9 protein-coding genes are annotated in these 12689 nt (G+C 52.6%); all 9 read left to right on the forward strand.

Features of this window, described 5'->3' with window-relative positions:
- The first annotated feature begins 437 nt into the window (after positions 1 to 437).
- The 9 genes from ACSFXJ_RS09110 to dnaJ all read left to right on the forward strand — a co-directional run bounded on the left by ACSFXJ_RS09110 (position 438) and on the right by dnaJ (position 12580).
- Entirely contained in the window at positions 438 to 2465 is a 2028-nt protein-coding gene (locus ACSFXJ_RS09110) for a hypothetical protein (protein WP_435924846.1), read from the forward strand.
- A 150-nt stretch (positions 2466 to 2615) separates the two neighbouring features.
- On the forward strand, positions 2616 to 3689 hold the full coding sequence (locus ACSFXJ_RS09115) for a LacI family DNA-binding transcriptional regulator (protein ID WP_435924847.1): 1074 nt from the start codon (positions 2616 to 2618) through the stop codon (positions 3687 to 3689).
- Between the two features lie 91 nt (positions 3690 to 3780).
- Positions 3781 to 5598, forward strand: coding sequence for a translation elongation factor 4 (gene lepA / locus ACSFXJ_RS09120; RefSeq protein WP_435924848.1), 1818 nt, complete (start codon positions 3781 to 3783; stop codon positions 5596 to 5598).
- Between the two features lie 221 nt (positions 5599 to 5819).
- Positions 5820 to 7016 (forward strand): radical SAM family heme chaperone HemW, encoded by a 1197-nt coding sequence (gene hemW, locus ACSFXJ_RS09125; RefSeq protein ID WP_435925717.1) that lies wholly within the window; start codon positions 5820 to 5822, stop codon positions 7014 to 7016.
- A gap of 117 nt (positions 7017 to 7133) precedes the next feature.
- On the forward strand, positions 7134 to 7601 hold the full coding sequence (locus ACSFXJ_RS09130; protein ID WP_435924849.1) for an N-acetyltransferase: 468 nt from the start codon (positions 7134 to 7136) through the stop codon (positions 7599 to 7601).
- A 104-nt stretch (positions 7602 to 7705) separates the two neighbouring features.
- Positions 7706 to 8737 carry a heat-inducible transcriptional repressor HrcA gene (hrcA, locus tag ACSFXJ_RS09135; RefSeq protein ID WP_435924850.1) on the forward strand — a complete coding sequence of 344 codons (1032 nt, stop codon included), beginning with the start codon at positions 7706 to 7708 and terminating at the stop codon, positions 8735 to 8737.
- A 67-nt stretch (positions 8738 to 8804) separates the two neighbouring features.
- The gene (gene grpE / locus ACSFXJ_RS09140; RefSeq protein ID WP_435925718.1) at positions 8805 to 9389 is read left to right on the forward strand and encodes a nucleotide exchange factor GrpE; all 585 of its coding nucleotides are present in this window, start codon (positions 8805 to 8807) and stop codon (positions 9387 to 9389) included.
- Positions 9390 to 9463: 74 nt separating this feature from the next.
- Positions 9464 to 11305, forward strand: a complete 1842-nt coding sequence (gene dnaK, locus ACSFXJ_RS09145; protein WP_435924851.1) for a molecular chaperone DnaK — start codon at positions 9464 to 9466, stop codon at positions 11303 to 11305.
- Positions 11306 to 11461: 156 nt separating this feature from the next.
- Positions 11462 to 12580, forward strand: a complete 1119-nt coding sequence (gene dnaJ, locus ACSFXJ_RS09150) for a molecular chaperone DnaJ (RefSeq protein WP_435924852.1) — start codon at positions 11462 to 11464, stop codon at positions 12578 to 12580.
- Positions 12581 to 12689 lie beyond the last annotated feature (109 nt).

Genomic DNA, 12689 nt, shown 5'->3' on the forward strand with positions numbered 1-12689 from the left:
ATGCCGAAAAATCCAGTCGTGGCGCGGGTTTCCGGCAAAGTTCCGCAGTCGATTCAAGTTCCGCAGTCAAGTTCCGCAGTCATTCGTTGACTTTTTCTCGATTTTGGTCATTTATGAAGCTGATAATAACGCCGTTAATGCAGTAGTAACGCGGGTTGTAACACTTTCGACCAGCTACGAGCGTCAATGCGTTTGTTCTCTCGATCTAACCACAAAAAAGAGGACGATCCGGCGGATTTTCGTCTCACTCCGTCAGGTCGTCCTCTCCCCATACTGTACACACTCACACACTCACATTCCCTTGATTTTATTGGGTTTGTTTCACGTTGGTACGGTGGATTACGGGTTGTTAACTGATTTTTTATTTTTCTACGATTCAGTGAGACGTTACACTCGGGCTGGTCCAAAATAACGGAGCATGGCCCGATACGGTCAAAATGAATTTGACGCACGGTGTGCTGGACGGAGACGGGAAGCTTGAGCTTCAAGTTTCCGAAGGCCTTTCCGCCGGGGATTCCTGGCAGGAGCTGAAGCTCCAATTGACGGACAAAGCTTTATCGGACGTCGACCTTTCCCGGATCGGGCGTTTGAAACTGTCGGCGCTGATTCCGGCGTCGCTCGCCGGCCAAGGAGCGGCAATCCAAGCCATCGCCATGTATCCCGAGGATTGGAACCATAAATACGGGATGGATGCCACCAAAAAAACGTTGACCGATTTGGAACAGGTGAATGTGGGCGGCAAAACCTACTATAAATATGATGCCGTTATAGAGCTGGACGATGCCCAGGCGGCTGCAGGCGCCACGGGCCTGGCGGTTTCCCTGGTGGGAAGCTATCTTTCGCAGAACGGCAGCGAATCGATCTATGTGGACGACCTCGGATTGTTCAGCGCCTACACCGCGCCGATTCTTGATACTGCCCTTGTGGATGATTTCGAATCCTACGGGGGTTCGGACGACGCGGTGACCGCGAAATATCCGAAGGCGGGCGGAGACGATGTGAGCATAAGCTTGAGCGCGGATTATAAACTTTCCGGCGACTACGGCATGAAGCTCCAATATGCCATCGATACCGCGGGGTATACCGGGGTGGGCAAAAGCCTCGGCACCGTGGACTGGTCGGATACGAACGCGCTTCATGTATGGATCGGAACCGGCGACACCGGCGCTTATGCGAAGGATGGCCAGCCGCTCAAATTGGTGATTCAAATCAATATGAACGGTACCGCATATGAGGCTTATCCGCAGTTGGAAGCTTCCCAATCCTACGATCTGACGATTCCGTTCAGCGAATTCGTCGTCGCGCCTTGGAGCTCGGGAGGCCCCGTATCCAAGGAAAGCCTGAAAAAAGTGACGAGCTTCAATCTTTACGTGAATGCCATGGATCAAGGAAAACATAGCGGTGTCCTTTACTTTGACGACATCCGGGCAGTGAAGGATCCCGGCATTCCGGAAGTTCCGGATCACGGCGGGGAGCAACCGGGAACGCCTCCCGGCGTATTGTACAAATTCGAATCTGCGGCGGATATTGCCGGATGGAGATTAGAAAACAGTACGACGCAAGCGAAGGACCCGGAATTTGATTCGGGCGAAGGAGCGCTCAGCGTTGAGTTTCCTTTGACGAATACGGGGATAGAAGCTTTCGAACTCGTAACCTCCCCTTCCAATCTGGATTTGCAAGGTTTGGACAGTATCACGGCACGGATCAAATTAAGTAGCGGTTCGGCAAAAGCCCGGCTGTTCATGAAGAGCGGTTCGGGGTGGGCATGGTCGGATAGCGGATCACCTCTTACAGTCGACGCGACCGGCGAAACGACTCTGGCTATTTCCTTGACGGATGCGGCGAAAACGACAGGCGTTGATCTGAAGGATATCAAGGCGATCGGCATTAAAATCGAGGAAATCGGGAATGACGGCGGGACCGCGAAGCTGCTCTTAAAGGACGTGACCTTGAACGGCGCCGAACCCGCATTCCGCTTCGGCTTTGATCAGGATGCGGAAGGGTGGACGAAGGAAGGCGGGAATGTGACCGTTACCCAAGGGGTGTATTCGGAAAACGGGCAGACCTGGACCGTTTTGAAGAACGACCTATCCTGGCAAAATGACGACGAATATATAGCTGTCAGCAAAGTAGGGGCTATCGACTTCAGTGCTTTTGACGGCATCGAGGCGAAAGTGAAGATCGTTTCCGATATTCCGAACGTTCAGGCGAAGCTGTTTATCAAACTGCGGAACTACGCCATCTGGGTTGACTCGGGTGCGATGAACGCGGACGGTGCGGGATTTGCGACCTTAAGCATTGATTTTTCAAGCATGAGTCCTTATATCGGCGATCCTAACGAACCTCCGTTCTCGGCGGAGGACCTGAAGAAGGGGAACGCCGTAGGTATCCAAGTCGTAACCCCGGCCGGCACAACGGGGAACGCGACCGTTTATATCGATGAAATCAAGGCCTTTAAAAACTAAGTTGCCGTGAAGCAAAACAGGAGTATTTCCTTCATTATTAATTATGAGGGATTGCTCCTGTTTTTTTGGTTGGCAACAATGTTATAATGTGGGGAATTAAGCATCACGGTTCATAAGCGAGCCAATCGGAAGGTTTGGAGAGGAATTTTCATGAGCCAAAAAATAACCATGCAGCATGTGGCGGATGCGGCGGGTGTATCAAAATATGTCGTTTCGAAATCGCTCTCGGGCAAAGGAGGCGTCAATCCGGCAACCCGGGAACGGGTGCTTCAGGTCGCTGCCAAACTGGGCTACCGGTTTCAGGCGCGTCCCGCGAATGCGGGTCAAGGCGTCCCGGAAGGGAGCGGCGAGACAGAAAAATCGACGGTCGTGGTATTGCTGCCGAACATTCGTTATCAGCTCCGCGATTCCGTTTATTGGGGACGTATCGTTGACGGGATTACACAAGAGCTTGAATTGAATGAAGCGAGGGCTGTCGTGATTACCGATCAGACGGCAGACAGCTTTCTGTCACTCGTTCATCAGGACAATATCCATGGATTTATCGGAGTCGGACAAGTCAGCACGCAAGTGCTTCAGGAGGCCGGCAAGCTTGAAGTCCCGATCGTGTTGATCGATCATCGGGAGCCTCTGGTCAAATCCAGCGAATTGTTCGCCAACAACCGGGAATGCGTGTACCATTTGACGAATCATCTGCTGTCCTTGGGACACAGATTCATTTATTTTGTAGGAAACACGGATTATTCCCTCAGCTTTCTTAGCCGTTGGAACGGGTATAAGGATGCGATGGAGGAAGCGGAGCTTACGGTTTCCAGACAGCATCCGCTGAGCCGTCTTGAAGGAGAAACCCGCGTGGAGCATACGGAGCAGATCAGGGCCATTCTTGAAGCGTGGAAAGGGCGAGCCGATTTTCCGACCGCCCTGGTATGCGCCAATGACGCGATTGCAACCTGTGCGATCAATGCGTTAAAAGCGTTGAATATTTCGATTCCTCAAGAGGTATCGATTACGGGGTTCGATAATATCGAGGACGCGTTTTTTAGCGAACCCGGACTGACGACGGTCAATGTGGAAAAAGAACTGATGGGCAGAAGGGCCGTTCAGGTGCTGTTCAACCATATGAATCATGCCGATTTCCCGAGAGAAACGCTTTATATGTCCGGATCGATCGTATATCGGGATTCGATTGCACAAGTGCCCCATCGGGCGGCATTGACGGAATAACCGGACTTTTGCGCAACGCGGATTGATGTGGTTCTCCGCAACTGATATAATAAATTGATTGTACTTTCAAGGATTTTTGGTGGGGGTAAGGATGACAGACATTCGCGCAAGACAGGAAAAAATAAGGAATTTCAGCATTATCGCACATATAGATCACGGGAAATCGACTTTGGCCGACCGGATCCTCGAATTCACGGGTGCGCTGACCGCACGTGAAATGCAGGATCAAGTGTTGGACAAAATGGATCTTGAACGCGAGCGCGGCATTACGATCAAGCTGCAGGCCGTACGTTTGACGTATCGTGCCGATGACGGGGAAGAGTATCTGCTTAATCTGATCGACACGCCGGGACACGTCGACTTCACTTATGAAGTTTCCCGAAGCCTTGCGGCTTGCGAGGGAGCCTTACTGGTCGTCGACGCCGCCCAAGGGATTGAAGCCCAGACTTTGGCCAACGTGTATCTCGCGCTGGACAACAACCTGGAAATTTTGCCTGTCATCAACAAAATCGATCTTCCGAGCGCCGATCCCGAACGCGTCAAGCAGGAAATCGAAGACGTGATCGGGCTGGACGCCAGCGAAGCGGTTCATGCTTCCGCTAAAGCGGGAATCGGGATCAAGGAAATTCTGGAGCAGGTCGTCCAAAAGGTGCCGGCTCCGACCGGTGACCCTGACCAACCGCTGAAGGCGCTTATTTTCGACTCGCACTATGATCCGTATAAAGGCGTCATCGTCTACGTCCGTGTGGTTGACGGGCAAATCAAATCCGGATCGAAAATCAAAATGATGGCGACGGACAAAACGTTTGAAGTCATCGAAGTCGGCGCGTTCAAACCGAACATGACGATCGTGGACGAGCTCAACGTCGGGGATGTCGGATTTATCGTCGCGGGCATCAAACACGTGGGCGACACCCGTGTCGGGGATACGGTAACGGACGCAAAGCGCCCGACCGCCGAGCCGCTTCCGGGCTACCGCAAGATCAACCCGATGGTATTCTGCGGGCTGTATCCGATCGAAACCTCGGATTACAACGATCTTCGCGAGGCGCTCGAGAAGCTGCAGCTGAACGATGCTTCCCTGACCTTCGAACCGGAAACGTCGAGCGCGCTCGGCTTCGGTTTCCGTTGCGGATTCCTCGGGCTGCTGCATATGGACGTGATCCAGGAACGGATCGAGCGCGAATTCAACATTCCGCTCATTACGACAGCGCCGAGCGTTATTTACCACGTGACGCTGACGAACGGGGAAACCATTTCGATCGACAACCCGTCCAATTATCCGGAAGTGGGCAAGATCGAATACGTGGAGGAGCCTTTCGTCAAAGCGGCCATCATCGTTCCGAACGATTATGTCGGTACGGTCATGGAACTGTGCCAAAGCAAACGCGGCGAATTCGTCAACATGGAATACCTCGATACGACCCGCGTTACGATTACGTATCAAATTCCGTTGTCGGAGATCGTCTACGATTTCTTCGATCAGCTGAAGTCGAGCACGAAGGGGTACGCCTCATTCGATTACGAATTATCCGGATACCGTCAATCCAATCTCGTCAAAATGGATATTTTGCTGAACGGAGAGCAGGTTGACGCCCTATCCTTCATTGTGCACAAGGAACGTGCATACCATCGCGGCAAGGTCATTTGCGAGAAGCTGCGCGAGCTCATCCCGCGGCAAATGTTCGAAGTTCCGATTCAAGCGTCGGTCGGCACGAAGATCGTTGCGCGCGAAACCGTTAAGGCGATGCGCAAAAACGTGTTGGCCAAATGCTACGGCGGCGATATTTCGCGGAAGCGGAAGCTGCTGGAAAAGCAAAAGGAAGGCAAGAAGCGCATGAAACAGGTCGGCAGCGTGGAAGTGCCGCAGGAAGCTTTTATGGCGGTATTGAAGATCGACGACAAATAAACCGGCCCGAAAGCCGGCATAACGTGAAGGTAAACGGAAAAGGAAAGCCTTTGAGGCTTTCCTTTACTTGTACTTGCGATGTGAATCGTCTTGATTGGAGTCTGCACCGGTATCATTCCGATATTTTCATCGGAGAAAATCCAATCAAGCCGGAAATGAGCACACTTAATATAGAAGGAGGCATTGCCATGAATACGAATGAAGGTCAGCAAAGCCAGGGAATGCCGGAGAACAACGGCCAAAAGCCAATCATCCAGGAGCAGAACACCGCCCCGAAGGCGATTTATATACACATTCCTTTTTGCACCAACAAATGCTTTTATTGCGACTTCAATTCCTATGTACTGAAAGATCAGCCCGTCATGGATTATTTGCGGGCCTTGGACCGCGAAATGGAGATGACCGTTCAGGAAACTCCCCCGGGAGAAATCAAAACCATTTTTGTCGGCGGAGGAACGCCGACCGTGTTGAATCCGAAGGAAATGGAGTTTTTCCTGAGTTCGGTTCGAAAAAACTTTCCGAATTGGGCGGAGGATATCGAATTCACGATGGAAGCAAACCCGGGAACGACGGATGCGGAAAAGCTGGCGGTCATGAAAGCGGGCGGCGTAAACCGCGTCAGCTTCGGCGTCCAGGCCTTCCAGAACGAGCTTCTTACGGGCATCGGCAGAATTCACGATACGGACGACGTATACCGGAGCTTGGAGAACGCCCACCGGGCAGGGCTTGACAACTTGTCGATCGATCTGATGTTCGGTTTGCCGAACCAGACGGTGGAGATGCTGGAGTACAGCGTCGGCAAAGCGCTTGAACTCGGACTCCCCCATTATTCGATTTACAGCCTGAAGGTGGAGGAAAATACGTTATTCCATACGTTGTATCAAAAAAATCAACTTCCGCTTCCCGGCGAGGAAGACGAACTGAACATGTATCTGCTGCTGATGGACCGGATGAAAGCCGCCGGGTACAAGCAGTACGAGATCAGCAATTTCGCCAAGCCCGGATTTGAAAGCCGGCATAATATGACATACTGGCGGAACGAAGACTACTACGGCTTTGGCGCGGGTGCCCACGGTTACGTCGGACGGCAGCGCCATATCAACATCAAAGGCGTCAATCCTTATGTGGAAGCGGCCGGTCAGAAGCTTCCGAGACTGGAACAATTCACCGTCGAAAAGGAAGAAGCGATGGAGGATTTCGTCATGGTCGGACTTCGGATGCTGGATGGGATCCGCGATGCCGATTTCGTTTCGCAGTTTGGCGTATCCCTTTCGGAAACGTTCGGGCGGCAGCTGAATAAGATGCTCTCGGCAGGTTTATTGGAAATGCATGAAGACCGTCGGGGCTACCGGCTCAGCGAGAGAGGGGTATTATTCGGCAACGAAGTATTCGGCGAATTCATCGGCGCTCTTACGTAACACGAATAGTGTCAAAATAGTTATATACGGCACTCTCTTTCTCTCTTGCAGTTTTATACGGCATCGTGTATATTTATTCATATTAACCTGAACGTTTGCTTTTGAGGGGGAAAGGGAATGCAAGCCGTAGCCGTATGCAGACAGGCAACACTTGAAGATGTAGAACCGCTGTTTTTACTTATTGATAATTACGCCCGCCAAGGGATTATGCTGCCGCGGTCGCGCGCTGTGCTGGAGAGACAAATCTCCGACTTCGTCGTTGCCGAAATGGACGGACAAATTGTAGGCTGCGGATCGCTGTGCAAACTCGGCGAGGAGCTCGTGGAAATACGCTCGCTTGGCATCGCGGACGGCTATAAAGGACGGGGACTCGGATCCATGCTCGTGGAAAGCCTTGTGGAACAAGCGAGAAAACAGTCTCTCCCTAAGGTCATGGCTCTTACCTACGAAGTATCCTTTTTTCTGAAAAACGGTTTTTCCATCGTCGATAAAGAGATATTTCCGGAAAAGGTTTGGACCGATTGCGTCAACTGCGCCAAGCAGCATTGCTGTGACGAAATCGCCGTGCTCAAAGTACTGGACTGACTTGACAATTGTCATGTCGGTCTGGTATTTTTGTATTATGGTTTAGCACTCAACAGACTAGAGTGCTAACGAGCCGACCAAGATGAATATTAGGAGGGATTTCCATGTTGACGGAACGCCAAAGAATGATTCTGACGGCTATTGTAGATGACTATATTCGATCGGCGGAACCGGTGGGATCCCGAAGCATCTCCAAACGCGGAGACGTCGGGTACAGCCCGGCGACGATCCGCAACGAGATGGCCGATCTGGAGGAGCTCGGTTTTTTGGAGCAGCCGCACACATCGGCTGGCCGGATCCCTTCCCATAAGGGTTACCGGTACTACGTGGACCATTTGGCTCCATTGAATTTGTTGACCCCGGATGAGTTCAAGCAGTTGAAGGCCTTTTTTGCGGATAAGCTGAACGCAATCGAACAGGTGATTCAGCATGCGGGAACGATCCTTTCCCATATGACGAACTATACTTCGATCCTGCTGGGGCCGGAAGTTTTTCATACTTCGCTTCGGCATTTCCAGCTGCTTCCGCTGAATGAGAATACGGCGGTAGCGATCATCGTGACGAGCACGGGCCAGGTCGAAAACAAGACGGTTACGATTCCGGCCGGAGTTTCGGTTTCGGATATGGAGAAAGTCGTAAACTTGCTTAACCGCAAGCTGACGGGCATTCCTATTTATAAGTTGAAATCGGCCCTGTACAATGAAATCGGCCAGGAAATGCAGCGTCATGTCGAACATTTCGAAGAAATGTTGAGCGTGGTGGACGAAGCGCTCGAAAGCGGTCAGGAAGGACAACGCTTGTTCCTTAGCGGGGCGACGAACATGTTGATCCAGCCGGAGTTCCGGGATGTCGACAAAGTCAAAAGCATTCTCGACCTGTTTGAAGAAACGCCGACCTTGATGAAAATGATGGCTTCGGCTTCGAACGGGAGCGGTATCCAGGTTCGCATCGGGGGCGAGAATGATCATGAGGCGTTTGCCAATTGCAGTTTGATCACGGCAACCTACGCTATCGAAGGCGAAGCGGTGGGGACGATCGGGATTTTGGGACCGACCCGCATGGATTATGCCAGAGTGATCGGGATTTTGGATATCTTATCGAAAGATTTGACCAAGTTTTTGTCCCGGCTGCATTGACGATATAACAAATTGAATCATAACAACACATTTGCACACTTTGCGCTATTTATTTTAAGGAGGTGACATCTTGAAAGAAAAGGATATTCAAGACAACATCGAAACGGGTGTTGAGGAAGAATTGACAGAGAAAGCCGAAGAAACCGCGGAAGAAATTCCGGCGCAGGAGGCGGGAGATGTGCAGGAGCCATCCGCCGAAGCGCAGGCTGAACTCGACAAACTGCGGGCTGAAGCGGAAGAACACAAGCAACGCTTGCTCCGTACGCAGGCCGATTATGATAATTTCCGTCGCCGGACGGTGAAGGAGAAGGAAGAACTGGGCAAGTACGCTTCCGCCAAGCTCATTACCGAGCTGCTGCCGGTGATCGACAACTTTGAACGCGCGCTCGGACTCGTAAACGACAGCGAGGAGGTCGCTTCCTACGCCAAAGGCGTGGAGATGATTTTCCGTCAGCTCGAAGGGATCCTCAAGGCGGAAGGCTTGTCCGCCATGGAATCCGTCGGAACGCCGTTCAACCCTGAATTCCATCAGGCGATCATGCAGGTGGAAAGCGATGAATATGAGGAAGGCACCGTGGTTGAAGAAGTGCAAAAGGGGTACATCTTGAAGGATAAGGTGCTTCGCCCTGCCATGGTTAAAGTCAGCGGCTGACCGCCCGGCTTAGCTTGATATAGGCCCGAAACAGAACATAGAAGACAGCAACAAAATAAGGAGGAAACTTTTCCATGAGTAAAGTTATCGGTATTGACCTTGGAACGACCAACTCTTGCGTTGCCGTAATGGAAGGCGGCGAAGCCGTAGTCATTCCAAACCCGGAAGGCGCGCGTACAACCCCTTCGGTTGTAGGCTTCAAGAAAGACGGAGAACGGATCGTCGGTGAAACCGCGAAACGCCAAGCGATCACCAATCCGGACCGTACGATCATTTCGATCAAAAGACATATGGGTTCGAACCATAAGGAAACCATTGACGGCAAAGAATACACGCCGCAAGAGATTTCCGCTATCATTTTGCAAAAATTGAAATCCGACGCCGAAGCTTATTTGGGACAGCCGGTTACTCAAGCGGTTATCACTGTACCTGCATACTTCAATGACAGCCAGCGCCAAGCTACGAAAGACGCCGGTAAAATCGCCGGCCTCGAAGTGCTGCGGATCGTCAACGAGCCGACGGCGGCAGCTCTTGCTTACGGTCTGGAAAAGGCCGAGGACCAAACGATTCTCGTATATGACCTCGGTGGCGGTACGTTCGACGTATCGATCCTGGAATTGGGCGACGGCTTCTTCGAAGTTAAAGCGACCAGCGGGGACAACAATCTCGGCGGCGACGATTTCGACCAAGTGATCATCGACTACCTGGTTGCCGAATTCAAAAAGGATCAAGGCATCGACCTGAGCAAAGACAAAGCGGCTGTACAGCGTTTGAAAGATGCGGCTGAAAAAGCGAAGAAAGAATTGTCCGGCGTTTTGACGACGACGATTTCGCTTCCGTTCATTACCGTAGTCGACGGCGTACCTCAGCACCTGGAGCTGAACCTGACCCGCGCGAAATTCGAAGAATTGTCCGCCGATCTGGTGGAGCGCACGCTCGGTCCTGCTCGCCGCGCGCTGAGCGATGCCGGCATGACGCCTGCGGATATCGACAAAATCGTTCTCGTCGGCGGTTCGACCCGGATTCCGGCCGTTCAAGAAGCGGTGAAGAAGCTGACCGGCAAAGAGCCTCATAAAGGCGTTAACCCGGACGAAGTCGTAGCCCTCGGCGCAGCCGTACAAGCCGGCGTTCTGACCGGTGACGTCAAGGACGTCGTCCTGCTCGACGTGACTCCGCTGTCCCTGGGTATTGAAACCGCAGGCGGCGTATTCACGAAGATGATCGAGCGGAACACGACGATTCCTACAAGCAAATCGCAAGTGTTCTCGACCTACGCGGATAACCAACCGAGCGTTGAAATCCACGTCCTGCAAGGGGAACGCGAAATGGCGGCAGGCAACAAAACCTTGGGCCGCTTCATGCTGGGAGACATCCCGCTCGCTCCTCGCGGCGTACCGCAAATCGAAGTTACCTTTGATATCGACGCCAATGGGATTGTTAACGTATCGGCTACCGATAAAGGCACGGGCAAGAGCCAAAAAATCACCATCACTTCTTCCAGCGGCTTGAGCGACGAGGAAGTGGAACGCATGATGAAGGATGCCGAGCTTCATGCCGAAGAAGACAAGAAGCGCAAAGAGCTTATCGAAGCGAAAAATAACGGCGACCAACTGATCTATAGCGTTGACAAAACGATTAAGGAGCTCGGCGACAAAGTCGATGCAGGCGAAGTCGAAAAGGCGAACGCAGCTAAAGATGAGCTGAAAAAAGCGCTCGAAAGCGACGACCTGGATACGATTAAGGCCGCTTCCGAAAAATTGACCGAGATCGTGCAGCAACTGTCCGTGAAGCTTTACGAGCAAGCGGCACAGGCGCAGCAGCAAGCCGGCGGCGCGGAAGGCGCTTCGGCTGCGGGCGGCAAGGACAATGTCGTAGACGCCGAATATGAAGTTGTCGACGAGGACAAGAAAAACTAAGAGCAGATCCTATAATCACAGGACCGCTGATTCATGAATAGACTTAGGTGAGCTGGGAAGGTCAAAGTGCGGCTGTTTCGCGCTTTGACTTTCCTTTTGCCGGATAAAGGGGACGATCCTCCGGCACGCCAGACAAGTCATAACGGGGGTGGAAGAATGGCAGAAAAACGGGATTACTACGAGGTGCTCGGGGTTGGCAAGAGCGCTTCGGACGAGGAGATCAAAAAAGCCTACCGCAAGCTGGCGCGTCAATATCACCCTGACGTCAATAAAGCATCCGATGCGGAGGCCAAGTTCAAGGAAGTGAAAGAAGCTTACGACGTGCTGAGCGATTCGGGCAAGCGTTCCCGTTACGACCAGTACGGGCATGTCGACCCGAACCAAGGGATGGGCGGCGGCTTCTCGGGCGCCGATTTCGGCGGGTTCGGCGATATTTTCGATATGTTTTTCGGCGGCGGCGGCCGGCGTGATCCGAACGCGCCGCAACGCGGTAACGATTTGCAGTATACGATGACGATCGAGTTCAAGGAAGCGGTGTTCGGCAAGGAAACGGACATTACGATTCCAAGAACCGAAAATTGCGATACCTGTTTCGGTACCGGGGCTAAGCCCGGGACGAAGCCGGAAACCTGCTCGGTCTGCCACGGCTCAGGTCAGCAGGAGGTCGTGCAGAACACGCCGTTCGGTCGGATGGTCAATCGCCGGGCGTGCAGCAACTGCGGAGGCAAAGGGCAAATCATCAAGGAGAAATGTTCGACATGCTCCGGCAGCGGCAAGGTGAAGAAGCAGCGGAAAATCCATGTCCGCATTCCTGCGGGCGTGGACGACGGCGCCCAGCTCCGGATGTCCGGAGAAGGAGAAGGCGGATTACGCGGGGGACCTGCGGGCGACCTGTATATCGTGATTCGCGTTAAGCCGCATGATTTCTTCGAACGGGAAGGCGACGACATCTACTGCGAGGTGCCTCTGACATTCGCTCAGGCGGCCCTTGGCGATGAAATCGAAATTCCGACCCTGACGGAGAAAGTGAAGCTGAAAATTCCGGCCGGGACCCAAACCGGGACGTATTTCCGCTTAAAGGGAAAAGGCGTGCCGAAGCTGCGGGGCATCGGACAAGGCGACCAGCACATCAAGGTCGTTGTCGTAACGCCAAGCAAGCTTAGCGATGAGCAGAAGGACCTGCTGCGCCAGTTTGCGGCGCTTGACGGAGAGCATACCCATGAGCATGAGCAATCGTTCTTCGACCGGATGAAGCGCGCGTTTCGCGGGGACTGATTCTGAAACAATTAGAAGCCCACTATAAGCGATTATAGATGGGCTTCTTTTGTCATTTCATTTAGAAATGAACGTTGTACGTAATTGCACCAATTTGGGTGTCATATGA

The sequence above is a fragment of the Paenibacillus salivarius genome, from assembly GCF_051307165.1.
GTDB lineage: Bacteria > Bacillota > Bacilli > Paenibacillales > Paenibacillaceae > Fontibacillus.